Source organism: Collinsella sp. AM13-34 (assembly GCF_003473055.1).
Lineage (GTDB): Bacteria > Actinomycetota > Coriobacteriia > Coriobacteriales > Coriobacteriaceae > Collinsella.
In genome coordinates this window covers 12,768-34,105 of sequence record NZ_QRLE01000016.1, presented here as the reverse complement: position 1 = coordinate 34,105, position 21,338 = coordinate 12,768, and the positions used below count along the sequence as shown (strand labels likewise).

Below are 21,338 nucleotides of genomic sequence, written 5' to 3'. Positions count from 1 at the left end.
TCTTATCGCGGAAATATCGAGCTTTCGTAATTTGTCTTAGTAAATAGTCCAACATTGCTTTCTTCCAAGCTCATACCGAAAGAAAGTTTAGGACTTCCTAAAAACCATTGACTTAATACGAGAAATACTCGCTCTCAGCGGATAAGTTCGGCCCCAACCATGGATCGCCCGTCAAGAAAAACTCAGGCCAGCGCTGCATGAACAGCGCTTGCTCGCGCTTCCAGCGGCGCAGCTTTTCCTCGTTGGCCTCTTCCCTGCCGCGCGAGGTGAACTCGTAGTGGTACAGCTCGGCATAGGGTGTAAAGACGGTACGGTAGCCCGCCTCCCACACGCGCAGGCAAAAGTCTGCGTCGTTAAAGCCGACGGCGAATTCCTCGTTATAGCCTCCGACCTGCGCAAATACGTCGCGTCGCACCATCTGACAGGCGCCCGTTACGGCGCTAAAGTTGCCCGGGCGCACAGCGCGGGCAAGATAGCCCTCGCGCTTTGCCGAAAAGTCCTGGTTGGCATGGGCAAGTGCGCCACGCACGCCAACCAAAATGCCGGCATGCTGCACCAGATGATCGGCAAAGTAGAGTTTGGCGCCCACCACGCCCGCATCGGGACGCTGCAGATAGCCCATCATCTCTTCGATAAAATCGGGGCTTATGACCTCGGTATCGTTGTTGAGCAGCAGCAGGTAGTCGCCCTTGGCGTGCTCAACACCAAAGTTGATGATCTGGGAGTAATTGAACTCGCCCGGCCAGTACACAACGCGCGCGATGCCCTTGCCTTCAGATGCTGCAGCCACGCGTTCCGGCAGGGTTTCGTAATACGCAAACGTCTCCGGGGCTTCGCTGTTGTTCTCCACCAAGACAATCTCGTAATTGGCATACGTGACTCTCTGGGCGATCGACATTACACAGGCGTCGAGCGTCTCAATGTGATCCTTGGTGGGAATCACAATGCTCACCAGCGGCGCAGGCTCTGGCAGCGCATAGCGCATGCGGTAGACAAAAGGCGTCTCGGTCTCCTCGACCGTTCCGCAAATGCCCTGCGCGTTAAAGTAGCGCTGGAGCGCAAGGCGCCCGGCTTCAATAGCATACGGCTTGCTATCGGCAGAGCCATCGGCGGTCGATCCCGGATGTACGCGCCAGTGATACAGCACGTGCGCAACATGCTCAAACCGCGCGCCCGCCGCAAGACAGCGAAGCGTAAGGTCGTAATCCTGGGCGCCCGCGACATCTTCAGGCGACATGCCAATACGATCGATGAGCGCCTTCTCCACCATCAAGAAATGCGTCACGCAGTTATGGCTATAGAGCAGGTCGACGTTGAGCTGCGTCTTAAAGACCGGCTGACCCCACTCCCCCGTTTTCTGGAACATGTCCTCGTCGCAGAACAGGACCTGGGGACGCTCGTCCTCGGCAGCCTTGTTCAGCGCGACAACATAGCGGAATAACGCGTCCGGTTCCAGGATGTCATCGTGGTCCAAGAACGCGATGTAGTCGCCCGTCGCTTGCTCAATACCAGCGTTGGTGTTGACCACAATGCCGCCGTTGCCGGGAAGCTCGATGCGGCGAACGCGCTCGTCATTGGCGTCCGCCGCAAGGTCGGCCACCGCATCCCATTCGGGTGAGGCGTCCATCAGCAGCAATTCCCAGTTGCCATAGCTCTGGGCTAGCACCGAATCCAGCAGCTCGCGCAGGTAGACCCGATCAGTCTTGTAGCACGGCACCACAATGCTCACGAGCGGCCTATAGGCAAAGGCCGCCGAAGCGACACGCTGGCACGCCAAATCGCCCGGCTTTGCGCGATGCTGCTCAAACCAACGTCGATAAGCTGCGTCGTCTGCGCGCGCGTCCTTCATGCGGTTCCAGCTGTCGTCGACCATGTCGTTGTACAGGCGACCATCCATGGCGCAAAACCCGCTCTGGATCCGCTCTGTGGGATCGCTCACGATCGCGACAAAATCTCGTATATCCTGAGGCATCTCTACGCTCAGATACGTTTTATTGACGCGGCAACCGTTGCGCTGGGGAACATCGACCTGCGATTCAAACACATGCACGGTGACATCGATGGCATTCATATGCGTATCGAAGATCTGGAGCTCAGGTGCGCACTGGAGGTCTCCCGCCCAGGTAACCTCATAGCGCCACACCGCGCCGGCGTCGGCTGGCAAATAGCGAATGGCATCGATATCGTAGCGACCGCAACATTCGCCACGCTGCGCATCGCGGATAAGCGCACACAGCGCAGGCTTTGCTTTGTAGTTAATCTTGGATTCCAGCTTGGCCACGCGGCTATCGAGGCGAATGGAGCCCAACCTTTGGCCACCGGATGCAAAAACGACATCCATCGACGAGCCATCCAAAAACGGAAGCACCAAGACGGCGAGCTCGCGCTCGTAATCGGAAACGGAAGGGCAAAGTGCCAGTACACGGCCATGATCGACCGGGAACGCCAGCGACGGCACAGAAGAACCGCTCGTCGTCGCATGGGCAAACGCTTGAGAACCCTCCCGCTCAATAAGCGCGGCGACATCCTGACCGGCAAAACGAAGCAGCACAAACAGACGGCCCTGACTGCGGCAAAGTGCCAAACGCTTGATACTCATCTACACTTCTCGCTTTCCCAGGGCGTTCGCTGCCATGCGCTTGCAGGCACCCAGACGCCCAAACCTCAAGACGTCGTAATCGAACATGAGCTTTTTGCATTCACGGGCATTGGGGGCCTTGCTGGTAAGCGCCGCACGCACCATAGCGGCAACAGAAGGAGCGCATTGTGCGAGCGCAGCATCGCTGCCCACGGCAGAACCGGCAAGCGCCGTGGCAACGGCGGCAAACACCTTGCCGCAGTCCAAACCCAGCAACCTGAGCGCATCGTACAGCACCAGATCGCACAGGAAATATGCCAGGTCGTCCGCATGCTTGGCATCAAGCCCATCGCGGTGCCAATCATTCAGTACCGCGGAGTATATCTTCACGTGCTCCAACAGGCGCGTCTCGTCGTCATAGCGCATGGTGTCCATGAGAGAACCATTGCGCGCCACGCGGTAGTCATACAGTTTGTTGGAGATAAGCGCGGTTTTGCGCGAGCGACCATACACGGCAAAGTCAAAGACCTGATCCTCGCCATACTTGACGTTCTCATCAAACACAATCCCGTTGTCCAACAAGAACGCGCGCTTGCAGGCAGTGCGCCACGCAAACGGGCGAGATGCTTCCTTAAACAGCAGGTCGGAGCTATAACCCTCAAACGACACGTTGCGAGGACTCAGCACATAGTTAAGCCACGGATACCCCGCTTCCAGCGGATACGGGTTCGCTCCAAACGTCAAAACGTCGCAGTCCTCGCGCTCAAAGGCATCGACGATCACGCGGCATGCATCGGGCGTAAACCGGTCATCGGAATCCAAGAACGCAACGATGGACGCCGTGGACGCGGCGATGCCTGCATTACGCGCACTCGACAGGCCGCCGTTCTCCTTATCGACCAGCGTAAAGCGCGCGTCCTTTTCGCAATAGGTAGCCGCAATATCGCGCGAGCCGTCCGGCGAGCCGTCGTTGACCAGCACGCCTTCCCAATCGGGCATGTCCTGCGCAAGCAGGGAGTCCAGGCACCAGGCCAGGCACTCCTCCACGTTATAGATGGGAACGACAACGGAAATCTTGGGGGTAGCCATAGTCAAGTGCTCCTACTGTGCGACCGGAACGTCATCGGGGTGCGGATTATCACCGTAGGTGCGCTGATACGTCAGCACGCGCCAGACCAGCGGCAGCCCGCCAATCTTAAAGTAGTGCTTAAACGTATTGATCTTGCCCGGCTTTTTAAAGCCAAAGCGCGAATCGATATAGGCGCGGGGCGACTTGACCATCAGGCGCAAGTCGGTCTCGCCACGCGGATCGAACAGCGACAGGTCAAAGCGACCGGCATCCCAATCGGACTTGAGCTCGGGAGAGGCCTTCTCCCAAAACTGCTCGCGCAACTCATCGACCAGGCGCTCATCATTCCAACGGTACGTATCGACCTTCATGCGCATTAAAATGCCCTGAAGCTGAGCCTTGAGCTCGGGACGCTCGTCCAAAAAACGTTGCATCTCAGCATATTCGTCGCACACGCAAAACACCTTGTTGGGCGAATTAACTGAGCTCTTCTCGTTGTCTTGGCGATAGCACAAAATGGGGTCCGCAATAAACGCGGCACGCTCGGCGCATGCCCAGACCTTAAAGTTAAAACCCGCATCCTGATACGAAGCACCCGGCGTGGGAAGGAACCGAATCTGATTGTCGTTGAGGAACTCGCGCCGATAGATAGCCGACCAAATGGAAGGTTTGCGGTAGAAAATGCCCGGGCGATCGACGGGGCGATAAGCGGCGCCCGTCATATGCTCGTCGATGATCCCAAACAGCTCACGGCGTTCGCTGGGCGTGGACCAATACAGGTAAAAGTCGCCCTTTACCACATCGGCATGTTCAGCATCGGCCTTGGCGACCAGCTTTTGGAGCGAGTCCTTAAACATAAAGTCGTCGGACTCAAGGATGCCCACGTACTCGCCGCGAGCCATCTCCAGGCCGCGGTTCATCGAGTCGCCGTAGCCGCTGTTGGCTTTATCGATCATCTTTACACGGGGGTCGCGCTCCATGTACTCGCGGATGATATCCGGCGAGCTATCGGTGGAGCCGTCGTTGATACAGAGGATCTCGATGTCCTTGAGCGTCTGCGCCACGGCGGAATCGAGGCACTCGCGCAGATAGCGCTCGACATTGCAAATGGGGACAAGCAGCGAAACTTTAGGGGTATCAGAGTTCTGCAAGAGAACCTCCTGTTGAATAGCGTGTAACAGGGTTATTTTAGCAGCCGAGTTGCGGCGGGCGGCAGCGCTTGGAATTAGATAAAGCGCTCCAGGCAGGCTTTGAGACCACGAGTCGAAAGATAGAACAGCGTGGCATCTGCCATCGAAACACCCGAGGTCGCCGCAACGAGCTTGTGGGCAACACGGCGAACGGCGCCCTTAGCGGGCATATCCGCCCACTTCGTTCCCAAAAACGTCGCGAGGTCCATGTTGACGCGAGCCGCCACGCGATGGAAGTCATCGGCATCCAAGCGCGCCAGGTCGAACACAATTAGGTCCAAAAACCAAGTTATCAGCTCGCCGGGACACAGGTCCAAAAGACCGTAGGCCGCCCAGTCCTCCAAGACCTCCTCGAGCATCCTCATGTGGGCGTCAAGCTTTTTGGCGCGCGCCTCGGCACTGTTGAACTCGTGCGTCGCCGATTCGCTCTCCATCACGTAGTGGTAGAACTTGTCCGGCATGACGACGGTCCTGCGGGCAAGCGCATAGGCCGCAAATTGGAAGACGACGTCCTCGCCCAAAGCCAAACCGGGGGCGAAGCGAATGCCTTCGCGATTGAGCAGCTCGCGCGAAAAAGCCGCACGGCAGGCATAGGGCTGCGCATTCGAATGGAACAGCAGTTGGGGATCGCGGGCGCCGAAGGTACCAGCTTTGGGGCTCATGAGTTGCTGGACGCGTTTGGGGGCAGCATCGGCAGGTTCACAGACGCCGCCAAAAACGGCGGCCTCGGCATCCGCAGACTCCATGGCATGCAACACGCGCTCGACCGTCTGGGCATCGATGTAATCGTCGGCGTCCACAAAAAAGACGGTCTCGCCCTCGGCGACATCGATACCGGCATTTCGAGCACACGAAACGCCCGCGTTTTCCTGGTCAATCACCAGTACGCGATCGTCGGCCTGCGCGATCTGGCGCAACACGTTCAACGAATCATCAGTCGAACCGTCGTTGACGCAGACAACCTGAATCGAACACTCAGACTGGACCAACAGCGAATCAAGGCATCGCTGAATGGAGCGCGACGAATTGTAGACGGGAACGACAATGGTCGCTTTGGGGGTCAAAGTCTCTCCCATGTCGACCTACCCCCTCAGCGATTCGATGAGGAAGGCAGCAACCACACCTGGGCCTCCAACCGAGGCGTAATACTTAGCACGCCCCAAGGCACCATCCGTCGCAAAACTCGGATGCTCGTCAACCCAGCCCTCAGGATCTTTGAGGATGGCAGCGAGATTTGCGCGCTTCCACGGCTTGAGATCGTCAAGCGAAAACTCCCCCGCGTCCAAGGCCGCTTGGAACTCCTTGGCCATCTGAACCAGGAACTCCTTATAGAACTTAGGCGCTAGACGCACGTAGTTCCACATGTACGAATCGTACTTAATGAGCTGATTGAACTTGAGCATGCGCGCGACGTCATCACTTGCGTGGTCACGGGCATAATCCTCTCGAATCCAACGCTCAATCTCGGCATACTCGGTATTGACGCAAAAGACCTTAGCCGAAGAATTGACCGAGGAATTCTCGTTGTCCTGGCGATACGACAACACGGCATCATGCAGGTAAATAGCCTTTTCGGCACACGCGATCACCTTAAAGGCAAATGACGTGTCCTGAAAGGATGCCCCCGGAGTCGGCAGGAACTTAATGCCGTTGCGCTCAAGAAAATCGCGACGGTACACGGCCGACCAAATCGACGGCTTTTGCTTAAAGAACTGCGTCGTATCGCTCGGGTGCACCGGCTTGCCACAATCCTGAGGTCTAAACATCTCGTGCAGCGAACGGCGTTCCTCGGGCTTAGACCAGTAGAAATCAAAGTTCGCCTTCGCAAAGTCGGCATTATTGCTATCGGCGGCCGAGACAAGCTTTTCGAGTGCGTCGGACGCCATAAAGTCATCGGACTCCAAGATGCCAACGTACTTGCCACGCGCCATCTCCAGACCGTGGTTCATCGAGTCGCCGTAGCCGCTGTTGGCCTTGTCGATCATCTTGACGCGCCTATCGCGCTCCATATACTCGCGAATAATCGCCGGCGAGTTGTCGGTCGACCCGTCGTTAATGCAGATGATCTCAATATCCTTGAGCGTCTGTGCCAGGGCGGAATCGAGACACTCGCGCAGGTAGCGCTGAACATTGTAAATGGGAATAAGCAGCGACAGAACAGGGCTGCCAGAGACGTTAGTAGACAAATGTGCTCCTTAGGAAATACCTGTCGTTTCATGGTATCAAAGGGTCAGCGCGCCAGCGGGCGTTTATATAATCTATGGAGCTCGCAGAGGCAAACCGATACGAAAGGACGTCATGCAGCCCAAAGCCGCACGCAACACACCCATCGAAGCCTTGCACTTAATCGCGGTCGCTGAAACGCTCGTGCTCTCAAGCAGTAATCAGCACATCAATGTTACGTATAGCAGTCACCTCGCCCGTGGCAGGTTCCTGCGTTTTATTCAAAGCTTGCCGACAAGGTGCGGTGAGCCTTTACAATAGAACAGTCCCAAGGACGTATTCGATAGCTTCCGCGCAGCGCTCGCCCGCCGCGCGTGAAAGGATATATTGCCCCATGCCTTCAACCCTTCCCGCTCCCATCGATAAGCTCGCCATTGTCGTCGTTACGTACAAGCGCCAGGAACTCCTGGCCAACTTGTTCGACTCCATGACCGAGCTCACGGCAACGCCCTGGCGCATCGTGATTGTCGATAACGAGAATTCGCGCGAGACCGAGGCCATGTGCACCGCATTTAACGAGCGCCTCGCCAACCTGTGGGGTATCGACACCGAGCAGCCCGACGCACAGGGCGGCACCGACCGCGTCATCTACGCCCCGCAGCTCGAAAACGGCGGCGGTGCGGGCGGCTTCTCCGCCGGCACTAAATGCGCATACGACCTGGGCGCCCAGTGGTTCTGGGTCATGGACGACGACGTGCTCGTCATCCCCGAAGGCATCGAGCGTCTTGCCAAGTGGACCGACCGCTACGACGTTATCCAGGGATCGCGCCTGGACTTTGACGGCGGCGCTTTCTTTTGGCAGTACCAGCTCATCCTTTCGCTCGGCATCCCTAACCCCATCGCCAAGTGGGATCTGGGTCCCGAGGGCTACCGCACCATGAACCAACTGTGCTTTGAGGGCGGCATGTTCTCGCGCCGCGTGGTCGACAAGATTGGCCTGCCCGACGCGCGCTTCTTTATCTACGGCGACGATGCCTGCTACGGCTACGTGGCCAGCCAGCACTTCCCCGCCGCCGTGGTTGCCGACGTGGTGCTCAAGCGCGCCCGCGCCGTCTCCAACTGGGATATCGCCGGCAAGCGCCAGCTCAACTCCACGAGCGACACCAACCGCTACTACATCATGCGCAACCGCGGTTATCTGGCACGCTACATGCAGATCTACGGCGACTACCACCCCGTGCTGTTCCGTCTGGGCAATGCCGCGACCTTCTGCAAGGAGTTCATTCGTCTGGCAGCAGTCGACAAATGCTTTAAGACCGGCATTCCGGCGCTGCGCCGTGGCATGAAGGACGCCCGCAAGATCGTTAAGGATCCCAACTGGAAACCCATGCCGCCCATGAAGGACGCAGAACAGTAAAGGGCTTTCGCCCGCCGCTACAGTCGTTGGCACACCACGGACAAACGCTGACCGTCAAAACCAAAGCCCCAGCGCATGCGCCCGACGGCGGGGCGTGGCACGCGGATATCATCAATGCCGTCGCGCTCTATGTCGAGCAGCGCCTGAACCGCTAACAGTTCCAGGCCCAGGGCATCGACGCCAGGGTCGTACAACATGTTGATCGTAATGAGCGGTCGCTCATCGAGCATGCCGAGCGTGTCGGCCACGTCAAACACCCGACCGGTGGGAATCACCTGGATATCCCAGCGATCCGAGACGCCACTTCGCTTGGAGCTGGGATTGCAATAGCCGGGCAGTCCAAAGCAAAGCCCCTGCAGCGCCAGATGATAGGCTGTCGGCATATCTGATTGGCCCACATCGATGCCCAGATCGCCGATAGCACAGCTCAAAGCTTGCTTTACAGTGTCCTCGTCTCCTCGACACAGCCCGTCATGGAACGAGTCGATAACTCCAACGTCCTCAACGGCACACTCAAACCATTCCAGAATTACAAGACGGAGCGCCTGACGCACTTCGTTGTTAGGCAGACGCAGGGAACGAAGGCACGCGCCGTCCTCCGAATGCCCCGTCATGTCCGTCGTAAGAAATCCAGACAGATACAGCGCTGTCCAGATATCTTCGGGCTTGGCGACATCGGCCACCTCGGCATGCACATGCACTGGCGCCTCAATAAACCCATGCGGCTCAAGCAAATCGAACAATGCGGACAGGCGCATGAGATTCCAGTCACCGACGCATGCGCTCAGACGGTCGACGTAACCATACAGATCTGCCCGAACGGGCGCGACGCAACCGCGATATGCGTAGTCCACCACGCGCTCCGGGATCGAGCAATAAAAACCACCAAACAGATAGCCCTCGAGCCACTCACGCGCGTCATCCAGACAGCCGTTGCGACCGATGCGATCCAACAGCACCTGGACTTCATCGTCCGAAAGACCGAACCATCGATCACACCAACTCGACAGCGGCGTCGCCGATCGGTAGGAAACCCCACGTTGGGACAACGCAAACTCGGCGGGACCGGGGCGCTCGCCCATAAGACACGTCAATCGCAACGAGTCGCCGGCGTCGGCAATGGTGTCGAACAACATTCGGCTGAGCGACTCTAGGGAATCCACGCTACCGTCGTCCTTGGCGTCCAAGCGCTTTGGACATACCACGTCGTAGTCGTCTATCAGAAGAACAACCTGCTCATCGAAAGCTGTCTGGAGCAGCTTAATAAGCACGCTAATCGCCGCATCGATCTCCTTATCGCTGGCCACCCCACGCGCCGCCCTCTCGATAAGACGAACCTCACGTCTTGACAAATCAGGCGCGGCAAACAGCGGCAGCAATCGAGCGCACTCGTGCGCGACAGCGCTGCGAATAGCCGCCGCAGCATCAGCGTCGCGCCTCACAGCGGCAGCTGAAAAGTCGAGCATGATGACCGGATAGCGCGCGTACTCATCACGATAGCGACCGCCACCCGCCTGCCAAATCTGGGTGCCGACGAACGGACTTCGGTCCGGCCGCCGGTGATCAGGTCGTTCCAAATAGCATTTGAGCATCGATAGGTTCATGCTCTTGCCAAAACCCTTGGGCCGACAACAAAGCGCAACAGGCGCTTCGCTGTCCAATATATCGGCAATAAACATAGTCTTATCGACGAGTAAACACCGATTGATTGCATCGGAAAAGTCGTGTACATCAACCGGCAGAGCTGCGTTATCCGCATAACTAAGCAACCGTGCGCCAAACGCATGAGCAACACCATAATTCGCCTGTTCAGACACCGTAAACTCTCCTTCTAACGCAGCACGATGCCCATTGTAGCGAGCGGGTAGAGCGCAACAATATCGACATGCAAACGTTTCGGGCAACGGTAGCAACAGACCCCCGAGGGGGCATAACAAATCGTTGCACAACAAAAACGGGGCCCGATGCCGCCGCACCGGACCCCGTCTCAAACTCTTATAGAAAACGATCTGGAAGATTACTCCTCCAAGCCGTCCTCCCCAGAAGCCTTCTTCTGCTGATCGAGCTTATGCTTACCACTTACGATAGACGTAGCGCCCAGTGTGGCCAAGCTTGCACTGGCAAGGCTCGCCATCACAATCAAGTCGCCCGTCTTGGGCATGTTGCCGCCCGAGGACTTAGTCGTTGTAGTCGTCGTGGTCGTGGTGGTCACCGTTTTGGAGTCATTTTGCTCTTGGACCTGGTTGTCAGCACCGCTCTTGTCGTCGTCTTCGGACTGTTTCTTTTCGCCCTCGGCCTTGCTCTTGTCCTTCTCCTCAGATTCAGACTTCTTATCCTCGCCCTTCTTCTGTTCGGACTTGTCGCTCTTCTCCTCAGAGCTAGAACCCTTATCGGATTCGGTCTTCTCGGAAGCCTTGTCCTTGGAGTCGCCCTTTGCGGCTTCGATCTTTTCCGTGGAAACCTGATCAGAGTTGCCCTTGTTCTGGGTCGAGCCGTTATTGACGCCAGCCATCAGCGAAGAGCCCAGCGTAGAACCAAGCTGCTCGGAGAAAGAAGGCTTCTTGTCCGGCGAAGCAACGGGAACGTCCGGCGCCTTATTCGAGTCATCCTTGGAAGCATCGGAACCAGGGGTTGCGTCAGAGCCGGAGCCGTTGTTAGAGCCGGTGCCAACGGACGAATCGCTCGAGCCGGTGGATGAGTTAGAGGTGCCAGCGCCGGTCGAACCAGAAGCGTCGCTGTCCGTATTGCCTGCAGAGCTTGAAGACGAATCGCCCGCAGCAGAGCCGTTCGAAACGGAGCCGTTCGAGGTAGAGCCGTTGTTGGTAGTGCCACCAGCAGAGCCATCACCGTCAGCACCGGTCGAGGGCGCATCCATCCTGTCATCGTTGGCATCGTCGCTCGAGTCGTCATTCGAATCAGGCGTCGGCGAGGGCGCCGGCGTAGGTTCGGGCTGCACGGGCGTCGCAGCGGCAGCGGCCTCGTCCTCGGAGATATAAACCAAACAGTCCTTCAGCTCGTTGCGGTAGCGGTTCTTCCAGCCCTCATGATACTGGGGCTGGCTCGAATACTTGGTCGCCACGTTATTGACCACACTGTTGGAAAGCGCCGTCACAAACTCGCGATCAGTCATACTGTTAGAAAGGTTTGCCCAACGGAAGAAGTCCCTGCAACCACCGGTGCCGCACATGTTGGTGATGCTCCACACCATGCCCTTAACGCAATCGGCACGGCCCGAAATATCAATGCCCAGGCCGCTCTTGAGCCACGCCTCGGTCACCGCATAGTACGAGTTGTACGCATACGCATCCTGCAGAGCCGAGAACTCAACAGGGTCGGTGTTATAAGCACCTTGGAAAGCCTCCTGCGCAATACGGCCCAACTCGGTGAGCTGGCCGTTCTCGTACATGGCATTGCTCGTGTTGGAAATCTCGCTGCCGCGATCAATCGCATCCTTGAGCATGCTGTATTTTTCGGGGTTGTAGTTGTAGGCCTGCTTCATAAACGGAATGAGCGACCATCGACGGTCGAACTGGTAATAACCCAGCGCGTTATAGCCGTCGCCATACGAAAAGCCCTGGTTATAGTTGCCATGGCTCTCGTACTTGGTAAAGTACTTCATCTCGGGGGTCACGTTAACAAACGAAACGCCCTGGACCGACCTCAGCACGCCCGAGAAGGACTGCTGGGTATAGAGACCCTTATCGATATCGGTCGCATCCGAGGCAACGCCCGGTGTGGGCTCCTCGGCGGCAGCGGGTGCGGGTGCGGTAACGGCGCCAAACGAAAGCGCCAGCGTCAGGCCCGCGACAATAGCAGAATGCTTGGGCTGCATAAGATCCTCCCTGCATTGGTGTAGTTAAAGTGCAGTTTGCAAAGATAGAAATAAGTATTGCAGCTCGCCCGTTGTTGCACAACAACCCCTCGGTAAACGGCAACAACCCTCCGCGAAATCTTAAGGAATTGCGCTCAACCTACAGCTTAATGTCGAAGTTGATCTCGGGGACGGCAGCAAGGTCGGCCAACGTCACGCCGTCGACGTACTTTTCGATCACGTCGTCCAGACCGCGCCAGAATTTGACGGTCGAGCAGAGATCGCTGCGGGCGCAGCTGTTGTCGATGCCATCGCACGCCACCGGAGCCGTGCTGCCCTCGACGGCGCGCAGGATGTCGCCAGCACGCACCTCGGAGGGATCCTTGGCCATCATGTAGCCGCCGCCCTTGCCGCGCACGCTCTTAAGCAGGCCCGCCTTCATAAGCGGACGAACCAGCTGCTCCAAATACTTTTGCGAGATATGTTCGCGGTCGGCGACCTCGCGCAGGGCAATCTTGCCCTCGGCGTCGCCCAGCGCCGCGATATAGATCATCAGTCGGAGGGCATAGCGGCCCTTGGAAGAAATGAGCATACCTACCCTCCCATCGCATCTGGGACAACATAACCAGGTTTGTTTGTCCCAAATCTTAAGTAAGTGGGACAAACACAACAGGTTATTTTGTCCCAGAATTTGAAAAGTCGAGTGGATTAGTCGGGTTTTTCCCTTGACTAACGCCGAACCCATAGTAACTTTATTCCGAGAAGATTCCTAGGGTTTAGCACACCTATGAGTACACCATATACAGAGAGGGACAGCATGAGCGCAAATCCGCTGCTTTCCATCGAAGGTCTGACCGCCTCCGTGGACGAGAAGACCATCCTCCACAACGTCAACCTCAACGTCGCCGCCGGCGAGACCCACGTGCTGATGGGCCCCAACGGCGCCGGCAAGTCCACCCTCGGCCACCTGGTCATGGGCGACCCCGTCTACACGGTCAACGACGGACGTATCGTCTTTGACGGCCAGGACATCACCGAGCTCACCACCGACAAGCGTTCGCGCGCCGGCCTGTTTCTGAGCTTCCAGGCCCCGGTCGAGATCCCGGGCGTGCCGCTGTCGAGCTTTTTGCGCGCCAGCATCGCCGGCCGCCCCGGCCTGGAGATGAAGGGCAAGGAGTTCCGACGTCGCGTCAAGGAGCTCGCGGCCGAGCTTAACATGGATACCTCCTACCTCAACCGTGAGCTGGGCGTGGGCTTCTCGGGCGGCGAGAAAAAGAAGGTCGAGATGCTCCAGCTTCTGCTGCTGCAGCCCAAGCTCGCCATCCTAGACGAGACCGACTCCGGCCTGGACGTCGACGCGCTTTCCACCGTCAGCCACGGCATGGACGCCTACCGCAAGAGCTGCGACGGCTCCATGCTCATCATCACGCACAACACGCGCATCCTGGAGCACCTTGATGTCGACCGCGTCCACGTTATGGTCAAGGGTCACATCGTGCGCGAGGACGACGCCTCGCTCATCCCCTGGATCGACAAGAACGGCTTTGAGACCTTCGAGCGCGAGGCCGCCGAGCAGCGCGCCCAGGCCGAGGCCACCGCTGCCGAGCAGCAGGCGTAAAGGGGCGACGTAATGACCAAGAACCGCACCGAGGTCGCGGACATCGACCGCAGCCTCTACGACTTCACCTATGGCGAGGAGGGATTCGAGCGCCTCGACGCCGGCATCACGCCCGACATCGTGCGCGAGATCAGCGCCAAGAAGGACGAACCGCAGTGGATGCTCGACCTGCGCCTCAAGTCCCTCGAGATCTTCAACTGCTTCCCCGATCCGACGTGGGGCCCCTCCATCGAGGGCCTGGACATGGACAACATCGTCACCTACGTCAAGCCCAACACCGACCAAAAGCACGACTGGGAGTCGGTGCCCGACGACATCAAGAACACCTTTGAGCGCCTGGGCATCCCCGAGGCCGAGCGCAGCTACCTGGCGGGCGTCGGCGCGCAGTACGACTCCGAGCTGGTCTACCACAACATGCAGGACACCGCGTCCAAGATGGGTATCGTCTATTCCGGCATCGAGGAGGCCCTGCACGACCCGCAGTGGGAGCCGCTCATCCACGAGAAGTTTATGACGCTCATCCCGCCCACCGACCACAAGTTTGCGGCCCTGCACGGCGCCGTATGGTCGGGCGGCTCGTTTGTCTACGTGCCCAAGGGCACCAAGTTGGACTTCCCGCTGCAGAGCTACTTCCGCCTTAACGCCAAGGGCGCCGGCCAGTTTGAGCACACGCTCATCATCGTCGAGGACGACGCCGACCTGCACTTCATCGAGGGTTGCTCCGCGCCCAAGTACAACGTTGCCAACCTCCACGCCGGCGCCGTCGAGCTCTTTGTGGGCAAGCGTGCGCACCTGCGCTACTCGACCATCGAGAACTGGTCCAAAAACATGTACAACCTCAACACCAAGCGTGCGCGCGTGGACGAGGATGGCGACATAGAGTGGATCAGTGGCTCCTTCGGCAGCCACGTGGGCTACCTCTACCCCATGAGTGTGCTCAACGGCCGCCGCGCCCGGTCGAGCTTTACCGGCATCACCTTTGCCGGCGCCGGGCAGAACCTCGATACCGGTTGTAAGGTCGTGCTCAACGCCCCCGAGACCTCGGCAACCGTCGAGACCAAGGGCATCTCCAAGAGCGGCGGCATTCAGACCTTCCGCAGCTCCATCGTGGCCACGCCCAAGGCCGAGGGTTCCAAGGCAACCGTGAGCTGCCAGTCGCTCATGCTCGACGACCAGAGCCGCTCCGACACCATCCCCGCCATGGACATCCGCGCCAAGAACGTCGACATCGGCCACGAGGCCACCATCGGCCGCATCGGCGACGACAAGGTGTTCTACCTGATGAGCCGCGGCATCTCGGAGGAAGAGGCCCGCACCATGATCGTCAACGGCTTTGCCAACCCGGTCTCCAAGGAGCTGCCGCTGGAGTACGCCGTCGAGATGAACAACCTGATCAAGCTCGAGATGGAAGGAGCGATCGGATAATGAAACAGGAAACCAACGCCGCTGCTACCACACTCGAGCAGGTCAACGCGATGCCGGCTGCCACTTGGGGCTGGCTCAAGATGAACCAGACCAAGCTTGAGCTTTCGGACGAGCTTGCCGCCGCTCCCGCCGAGGCCGTTGAGGTCGAAGGCTTGGACGAGCAGTTTGCCGGCGCTGCCGACGCGTTTGGCACCGCCATGAACGCCATGGCCGAGCGCTTCCCCGAGCGCCGCGCCTCCGCCCCCGGTGATGCCGCCGACCGCGCCCGCATCACGCCCGAGACCGAGCTCGACGTGCCCGCCACCTCCGTCTACCAGGCCGGCGCCATCAAGCTCGAGGAGGAGCTCTCCCCTGCTGAAGCCTTCGAAACCGGCATGGGCGAGGCTGCCTACGCCTACTTGGCCGAGCACGCTACCAAGCGCATCGTCATCGATGTGCCCGCATACCAGCACGCCACGGTTACCGTGCGTGTGAGCGGTGTCGATGCCGCCGCGGCCATCGCCGCCATCGACATCGTCGCTCGCCCGCAGGCAACGCTCGACCTGCATATTGCCCTAGACTCTCCTGTTACCGGCGAGGGTGTCGTGGGCTCCGTGCTACGCGTGTGCGCCCACGAGTACGCCACCGTCAACGTGACCTGCACGCAGACACTCGACGACAGCTGGATCGCACTCGACGACACCGGCCTGTTCCTGGACGAGGGCGCGCGCGTCAACGTGCAGCACACCGTCCTGGGTGCCGGCGCCAGCGCCACCGGCCTTGCCGGCGACCTGCTGGGCGACACCGCCAAGGTGACCATCGATACCGATTACCTGGGCGCCCGCGAGCAGGTGCGCGACTTTAACTACGAGCTGCGCCACCGCGGTCGCAAGACCGAGTGCGAGATCGACGCCAACGGCGTGCTGACCGGCACGTCCAAGAAGGTCTACCGTGGCACCATCGACCTCGTGCACGGCTGCAAGGGTGCAACCGGCACCGAACGCGAGACGGTGCTTTTGGTCAACAAGGGCGTCGACAACAAGACCGTTCCCGTCATTCTCTGTGACGAGGATGACGTCGCCGGCAACCACGGCGCCACCATCGGTCACGTCCGCGACGAGCAGCTGTTCTACCTCGCCTGCCGTGGCCTTGACCAAAACGCCGCCGAGGACCTGTTCATCCGCGCCAAGCTGGAGGACGCCGCGCTTTCCGCCACCGACGAGCGCACCCGCGCCGCCGTCGTCCGCCTAGGCAACAACCTGATCGACAACTTTGAAGAGGAGCTCGCATGATCGACACCGAGCACGTTAAATGCGACACCTGTACTGCCCCCGAGCCCATGGAGCTCGACGCCAGCGACGAGGCTTCGCGCGGCTGGCCCACCGTGGACATCGAGACCAACCCCTACAAGGGCCAGTTCCCGCTGTTCCAGCAGCACCCCGAGATCGCTTTCCTCGATAGCGCCGCCACCGCGCAGCGCCCTGCCCGTGTGCTCGACGCCGAACGCGACTTCTACCAGCGCATGAACGCCAACCCCCTGCGCGGCCTGTACTCGCTGTCCGTCGAGGCCACCGACGCCATCGCGAAGGTCCGCCAGCAGATCGCTGACCTCATCGGCGCCTCACAGGCCAACGAGGTCGTCTTCACCCGCAACACGAGCGAGTCGCTCAACCTGGTCGCTAAGAGCTTTGCGCCCACAGTGCTCGAACCGGGCGACGAGGTCGTCATCACCATCATGGAGCACCACTCCAACCTGATTCCGTGGCAGCAGGTCTGCCGCGAGACCGGCGCCAAGCTCGTCTACCTCTACCCCACCAAGACCGGCCAGCTCACCACCGAGGAGGTTCTTGCCAAGGTGGGTCCCAAGACCAAGATCCTAGCCGTGGGACAGGTCTCCAACGTGCTGGGCGTCGAGAACCCGGTCAAGAACCTCGGCAAACTCGTGCACAAGTACGGCGGCTACCTGGTCGTCGACGGCGCGCAGTCGCTGCCGCACATGCCGGTCGATGTGGCCGACCTGGGCGCCGACTTCTTTGCCTTTAGTGCGCACAAGGCCATGGGCCCCATGGGCATCGGCGTGCTGTGGGGCAAGATGGACCTGCTCAACGCCATGCCGCCCATGCTTACCGGCGGTGAGATGATCGACTCGGCTACTGAGCAGGACGCCGTCTGGGCTCCCGTCCCCGAGAAGTTCGAGGCCGGCACGCAGGACGCCGCCGGCATCTTCGCCACAGGCGCCGCCCTCGACTACCTCGTCAACACGGTGGGCTACGAAAACATCCAGGCCCGCGAGCAGGCACTCGTCCACTACCTGATGGGCGAGCTCATGCAGCTCGACTTTGTCCAGATCATCGGCTCCATCTATTGGGATAACCACCACGGCGTCGTGAGCTTTAATGTCAAGGGCATCCACCCGCACGATGTCGCGAGCATCATGGACATGGACGGCGTCTGCATCCGCGCCGGTCACCACTGCGCGCAGCCGCTGCTCACCTGGCTGGGCGTCGAGAACCTTGCCTGCTGCCGCGCCAGCGTAGCCTTCTACAACGACAAGGCCGACATCGACAAGTTCATCGCCGGCCTGCATCACGTTTGGAGCACGTTCAATGGGTAATCTGTACACCTCCACCACATTTATGGAGCACAACTCGCACCCCGACTATAAGTACGAGATGGATGCTCCCACGCACGAGCACGACGGCATCAACCCTAGCTGCGGAGACGAGCTCACCTTGCAGCTGCGTGTCGAGAACAACGTGATCGAGGAGGCCTCCTTTACCGGTCACGGCTGCGCCATCAGCCAGGCCAGTGCCGACATCATGGCCGACCTCATCACCGGCGAGACCGTCGAGGAAGCTCGCCACCTGGCAGAGCTCTTCCTCGCCATGATCCGCGGCGAGAAGCTCTCCGAGGAGGACCTGGAAGACCTGGACGAAGCCGCCCAGCTCCAGGACATCTCGCACATGCCCGCCCGCGTCAAGTGCGCCGAGCTCGCCTGGCGCACCCTCGACGGCATGCTCACGGGACAAAATAATCAGTAGTATTTGTCCCAAATCTTAAGAATTTTGTTGGCTGAATCGCTTGACAAGAGTGGTTCGGCCATTTTCTATTCCGAGCCCTCAGCCTGAGCATTCACCCGCGCATAAGCGCGCACGATACGAGAGACGGTACTCTTGCTGATTCCCGTATACCGTTCGATCTCGCGCACCGTGTAGCCGCCATCGTGCAGGGCGAAAATGATTCCGTCTCGCCGCGAGGGTGCTACGGTCTTGAGTTTGTTGAGCGGCACACCCAGGCGCTTCGCCATCTTGTCGGCAAACGCACGCCGCTCCCACTCTGTCTCATCCATATCATGAATCACCGGATCGGAACCATCGGGCATTGACAGAGAATAATCCAGAAACCCCCTGACAGACTCAAAGAGCTCGAGCACACAAGAAGGGTCCGAAAATCCCCTCGTCATATCGTTGTCATACGCTCGCAGATACTCGGCAAAGCTGCTCCACGGATAGCGCTCGATCAGGGCGATACCCGCCTCCTGCGGATTAGCATGAACATAGCGAATGGCGGCCATTAGATAACGGTCGGTATCGAGCGAGCGCCGGTCAAAACGGTTCTGGAACAGATGGCCCGTGCGCCCCGTGCGTTTATTGAACCGACGAGCGTACGTCAAAAGCAGTCGTTGCATCGCCGCGCTCATCGTGTCCTCATAATCCGAGAGTACCAGATCCACGTGATTGCCCATAAGGCACCAGGCGATAACCGTCACGCCCGCCTCGCGGCAGCACTCGCGCATCAGCTCCAAAAACTCCCACCGGTCTTCATCGCCCTCAAAGATGAGCTGCTTGCCCGTACCGCGGGCACAAACATGGTAAAAGCCGGTAACCGTTCTCCAAACGCGCTGCATGGCGCTCCCTTCGCCTGGATCTGCTTGCCATCCAATACAACACGATTGAAGCGTGCCACCAACACATTCACGCAAAACAATACATTCGCGCGGCCAAAGGCAATAAACAGGCGGCGAACGGCACCGTTGCAACAGGTCAGCCCCTGCAACGCTTACAAGAGCTGACCAAAAGCTTGCCCAAGACGAACCCCCTCTACAAAAGTTCACGACCACAGAATATAGAGTTAAACCGTTTCAATTAAAACTTCCGGACTTCTCGCTACGAAAACTGAGCCCTTCGCCGAATATTCCGTGCATTTCGCGGTATTATAGGGGCTGCATGTCATGTCCCTTTCGAAGGGTCGCCCGGCAATCGCCAGCCACGACCCCCAGACGGGACGCCAACACGATAGAGAGGAGAGGCATGCAGTACTCACAGGAAGTGGAGAACATGTGCCCCGTTGCCAAGGGTGCATACCACGGCCCCGCACCCATCCCCGAGGAGGGCAAGTGGGTCCAGGCTAAGGAGATTTCCGACATCTCCGGTCTTACGCACGGTGTGGGTTGGTGCGCACCTCAGCAGGGCGCCTGCAAGCTCACGCTGAACGTCAAGGACGGCATCATCGAGGAGGCCCTCGTTGAGACCATCGGCTGCTCGGGCATGACCCACTCTGCCGCCATGGCTTCCGAGATCCTTCCCGGTAAGACCATCCTCGAGGCCCTCAACACCGACCTCGTCTGCGACGCCATCAACGTTGCTATGCGCGAGATCTTCCTGCAGATCGTTTACGGCCGCAGCCAGACCGCGTTCTCCGAGGGCGGCCTGCCCGTGGGCGCCTCCCTCGACGACCTCGGCAAGGGCCTTCGCTCTCAGGTCGGCACCATGTTCGGCACCAAGGCCAAGGGCGCTCGTTACCTCGAGCTCGCTCAGGGCTACGTCACCCGCATGGCTCTCAACGACAAGAACGAGATCATCGCGTTCGAGTTCCTGAACCTCGGCAAGTTCACCGACGCCGTCAAGGCCGGCAAGACCCCCGAGGAGGCCATCGCTGGCGCTATGGGCCACTATGGTCAGTGGGAGAACGCTGCCAAGTACATCGACCCGCGCACCGACGAGGAGACTCACTCCGTCGCCAGCGTGTTCCCGGTTCACGAGTAGAAAGGGAGGGAAATAACTATGACTGTTACGTTCGAAGGTTACGAGCGCCGCGCTGACAAGATCAACAAGTGCCTCGCCGACAACGGCATCGCCTCCCTCGAGGAAGCTCTGCAGATCTGCACCGACAAGGGCTTCAACCCGCGTGAGATCGTCAACAACACCCAGTCCATCGCCTTCCAGAACGCCGAGTGGGCCTACACCCTCGGCTGCGCTCTCGCTGTCAAGCGTGGCGCCAAGACCGCTTCTGAGGCTGCCGCCATCATCGGCGAGGGCATCCAGGCCTTCACCGTTCCCGGCTCCGTCGCTGAGGACCGCAAGGTCGGTCTGGGCCACGGCAACCTGGGCGCTATGCTGCTCTCCGACGACACCGAGTGCTTCGCCTTCCTGGCCGGCCATGAGTCCTTCGCTGCCGCTGAGGGCGCTATCGGCCTGGCTCTGAACGCCAACAAGGCCCGCAAGAAGCCGCTGCGCGTTATCCTCAACGGTCTGGGCAAGGACGCCGCCCAGATCATCGCCCGCATCAACGGCTTCACCTACGTGAAGACCCAGTTCGACTACTACACGGGCGAGCTCAAGGTCGTCGAGACCATCCCCTACTCCGATGGTCCCCGCGCTGCCGTTAACTGCTACGGCTCCGACGACGTCCGCGAGGGCGTTGCCATCATGTGGCACGAGAACGTCGACATCTCGATCACCGGTAACTCCACCAACCCCACGCGCTTCCAGCACCCCGTCGCTGGCACCTACAAGAAGGAGCGCCTCGAGGCTGGCAAGAAGTACTTCTCCGTCGCTTCTGGTGGCGGCACTGGCCGTACCCTGCACCCGGACAACATGGGCGCCGGCCCTGCCTCTTACGGCATGACCGACACCATGGGCCGCATGCACTCCGACGCCCAGTTCGCCGGTTCTTCCTCCGTGCCTGCGCACGTCGACATGATGGGTCTCATCGGCATGGGCAATAACCCCATGGTCGGTGCCACCGTCGCCTGCGCTGTCGCCGTCGAGGAGGCCCTCAAGGCCTAGTCGCGCCCGCGCGATGCTCA

At 59.5% G+C, this 21,338-nt stretch carries 17 protein-coding genes; 8 read left to right on the top strand and 9 right to left on the bottom strand.

What is annotated here, in order from left to right:
- Positions 1 to 112: 112 nt before the first annotated feature.
- The 5 genes from DW151_RS07605 to DW151_RS07585 form a co-directional block, all read right to left on the bottom strand.
- Positions 113 to 2,599 carry a glycosyltransferase family 2 protein gene (locus tag DW151_RS07605; RefSeq protein ID WP_118335213.1) on the bottom strand — a complete coding sequence of 829 codons (2,487 nt, stop codon included), beginning with the start codon at positions 2,597 to 2,599 and terminating at the stop codon, positions 113 to 115.
- Positions 2,600 to 3,667, bottom strand: coding sequence for a glycosyltransferase (locus tag DW151_RS07600; protein ID WP_118335211.1), 1,068 nt, complete (start codon positions 3,665 to 3,667; stop codon positions 2,600 to 2,602).
- Positions 3,668 to 3,679: 12 nt separating this feature from the next.
- Positions 3,680 to 4,798 (bottom strand): glycosyltransferase family 2 protein, encoded by a 1,119-nt coding sequence (locus DW151_RS07595; protein ID WP_158571676.1) that lies wholly within the window; start codon positions 4,796 to 4,798, stop codon positions 3,680 to 3,682.
- Between the two features lie 74 nt (positions 4,799 to 4,872).
- Positions 4,873 to 5,913, bottom strand: coding sequence for a glycosyltransferase (locus tag DW151_RS07590; RefSeq protein ID WP_118335207.1), 1,041 nt, complete (start codon positions 5,911 to 5,913; stop codon positions 4,873 to 4,875).
- 6 nt (positions 5,914 to 5,919) lie between these two features.
- Positions 5,920 to 7,023, bottom strand: coding sequence for a glycosyltransferase (locus DW151_RS07585; protein ID WP_118335205.1), 1,104 nt, complete (start codon positions 7,021 to 7,023; stop codon positions 5,920 to 5,922).
- A gap of 371 nt (positions 7,024 to 7,394) precedes the next feature.
- Here DW151_RS07585 and DW151_RS07580 point away from each other — a divergent pair, with 371 nt between their 5' ends.
- On the top strand, positions 7,395 to 8,417 hold the full coding sequence (locus DW151_RS07580; protein ID WP_118335203.1) for a glycosyltransferase: 1,023 nt from the start codon (positions 7,395 to 7,397) through the stop codon (positions 8,415 to 8,417).
- Between the two features lie 17 nt (positions 8,418 to 8,434).
- Here DW151_RS07580 and DW151_RS07575 read toward each other — a convergent pair whose 3' ends face one another.
- From DW151_RS07575 to DW151_RS07565, 3 genes are all read right to left on the bottom strand, one after another.
- Positions 8,435 to 10,234 (bottom strand): AAA family ATPase, encoded by a 1,800-nt coding sequence (locus DW151_RS07575; RefSeq protein ID WP_158571675.1) that lies wholly within the window; start codon positions 10,232 to 10,234, stop codon positions 8,435 to 8,437.
- A gap of 200 nt (positions 10,235 to 10,434) precedes the next feature.
- Positions 10,435 to 12,249 carry a hypothetical protein gene (locus tag DW151_RS10595; protein ID WP_158571674.1) on the bottom strand — a complete coding sequence of 605 codons (1,815 nt, stop codon included), beginning with the start codon at positions 12,247 to 12,249 and terminating at the stop codon, positions 10,435 to 10,437.
- A gap of 139 nt (positions 12,250 to 12,388) precedes the next feature.
- Entirely contained in the window at positions 12,389 to 12,820 is a 432-nt protein-coding gene (locus DW151_RS07565; RefSeq protein ID WP_089572008.1) for an Rrf2 family transcriptional regulator, read from the bottom strand.
- Positions 12,821 to 13,045: 225 nt separating this feature from the next.
- Between DW151_RS07565 and sufC the strand changes: the two genes are divergently transcribed.
- The 5 genes from sufC to sufU are packed head-to-tail and all read left to right on the top strand — an operon-like array spanning position 13,046 to position 18,291.
- On the top strand, positions 13,046 to 13,846 hold the full coding sequence (gene sufC, locus DW151_RS07560; protein WP_118335199.1) for a Fe-S cluster assembly ATPase SufC: 801 nt from the start codon (positions 13,046 to 13,048) through the stop codon (positions 13,844 to 13,846).
- Positions 13,847 to 13,858: 12 nt separating this feature from the next.
- Positions 13,859 to 15,271, top strand: a complete 1,413-nt coding sequence (sufB, locus tag DW151_RS07555) for a Fe-S cluster assembly protein SufB (RefSeq protein ID WP_118335197.1) — start codon at positions 13,859 to 13,861, stop codon at positions 15,269 to 15,271.
- Positions 15,271 to 16,542, top strand: coding sequence for a SufD family Fe-S cluster assembly protein (locus DW151_RS07550; protein ID WP_118335195.1), 1,272 nt, complete (start codon positions 15,271 to 15,273; stop codon positions 16,540 to 16,542). Before sufB ends, DW151_RS07550 begins: the two co-directional genes overlap by 1 nt.
- Entirely contained in the window at positions 16,539 to 17,864 is a 1,326-nt protein-coding gene (locus DW151_RS07545) for an aminotransferase class V-fold PLP-dependent enzyme (RefSeq protein WP_199579919.1), read from the top strand. The genes DW151_RS07550 and DW151_RS07545 overlap by 4 nt, the downstream gene beginning before the upstream one ends.
- Positions 17,857 to 18,291 (top strand): Fe-S cluster assembly sulfur transfer protein SufU, encoded by a 435-nt coding sequence (gene sufU / locus DW151_RS07540; RefSeq protein WP_117563904.1) that lies wholly within the window; start codon positions 17,857 to 17,859, stop codon positions 18,289 to 18,291. Before DW151_RS07545 ends, sufU begins: the two co-directional genes overlap by 8 nt.
- A gap of 65 nt (positions 18,292 to 18,356) precedes the next feature.
- Here the strand turns inward: sufU and DW151_RS07535 are convergent, their stop codons facing one another.
- Positions 18,357 to 19,157 carry a transposase gene (locus DW151_RS07535; protein WP_118226728.1) on the bottom strand — a complete coding sequence of 267 codons (801 nt, stop codon included), beginning with the start codon at positions 19,155 to 19,157 and terminating at the stop codon, positions 18,357 to 18,359.
- A gap of 403 nt (positions 19,158 to 19,560) precedes the next feature.
- Here DW151_RS07535 and DW151_RS07530 point away from each other — a divergent pair, with 403 nt between their 5' ends.
- Positions 19,561 to 20,295: an iron-sulfur cluster assembly scaffold protein gene (locus DW151_RS07530; protein WP_006235554.1), complete on the top strand. Its 735-nt coding sequence runs from the start codon at positions 19,561 to 19,563 to the stop codon at positions 20,293 to 20,295.
- A gap of 18 nt (positions 20,296 to 20,313) precedes the next feature.
- Positions 20,314 to 21,318 carry a GGGtGRT protein gene (locus tag DW151_RS07525; protein ID WP_055252290.1) on the top strand — a complete coding sequence of 335 codons (1,005 nt, stop codon included), beginning with the start codon at positions 20,314 to 20,316 and terminating at the stop codon, positions 21,316 to 21,318.
- Positions 21,319 to 21,338: the final 20 nt, after the last annotated feature.

What these genes read in the sequence shown, in the direction of transcription:
- DW151_RS07605 (WP_118335213.1), bottom strand. Translation starts at nt 2,599, where the DNA reads ATGAGTATCAAGCGTTTGGCACTTTGCCGCAGTCAGGGCCGTCTGTTT.
- DW151_RS07600 (WP_118335211.1), bottom strand. Translation starts at nt 3,667, where the DNA reads ATGGCTACCCCCAAGATTTCCGTTGTCGTTCCCATCTATAACGTGGAG.
- DW151_RS07590 (WP_118335207.1), bottom strand. Translation starts at nt 5,913, where the DNA reads ATGGGAGAGACTTTGACCCCCAAAGCGACCATTGTCGTTCCCGTCTAC.
- DW151_RS07580 (WP_118335203.1), top strand. Translation starts at nt 7,395, where the DNA reads ATGCCTTCAACCCTTCCCGCTCCCATCGATAAGCTCGCCATTGTCGTC.
- DW151_RS10595 (WP_158571674.1), bottom strand. Translation starts at nt 12,249, where the DNA reads ATGCAGCCCAAGCATTCTGCTATTGTCGCGGGCCTGACGCTGGCGCTT.
- DW151_RS07565 (WP_089572008.1), bottom strand. Translation starts at nt 12,820, where the DNA reads ATGCTCATTTCTTCCAAGGGCCGCTATGCCCTCCGACTGATGATCTAT.
- sufC (WP_118335199.1), top strand. Translation starts at nt 13,046, where the DNA reads ATGAGCGCAAATCCGCTGCTTTCCATCGAAGGTCTGACCGCCTCCGTG.
- sufB (WP_118335197.1), top strand. Translation starts at nt 13,859, where the DNA reads ATGACCAAGAACCGCACCGAGGTCGCGGACATCGACCGCAGCCTCTAC.
- DW151_RS07550 (WP_118335195.1), top strand. Translation starts at nt 15,271, where the DNA reads ATGAAACAGGAAACCAACGCCGCTGCTACCACACTCGAGCAGGTCAAC.
- DW151_RS07545 (WP_199579919.1), top strand. Translation starts at nt 16,539, where the DNA reads ATGATCGACACCGAGCACGTTAAATGCGACACCTGTACTGCCCCCGAG.
- sufU (WP_117563904.1), top strand. Translation starts at nt 17,857, where the DNA reads ATGGGTAATCTGTACACCTCCACCACATTTATGGAGCACAACTCGCAC.
- DW151_RS07535 (WP_118226728.1), bottom strand. Translation starts at nt 19,157, where the DNA reads ATGCAGCGCGTTTGGAGAACGGTTACCGGCTTTTACCATGTTTGTGCC.
- DW151_RS07530 (WP_006235554.1), top strand. Translation starts at nt 19,561, where the DNA reads ATGCAGTACTCACAGGAAGTGGAGAACATGTGCCCCGTTGCCAAGGGT.
- DW151_RS07525 (WP_055252290.1), top strand. Translation starts at nt 20,314, where the DNA reads ATGACTGTTACGTTCGAAGGTTACGAGCGCCGCGCTGACAAGATCAAC.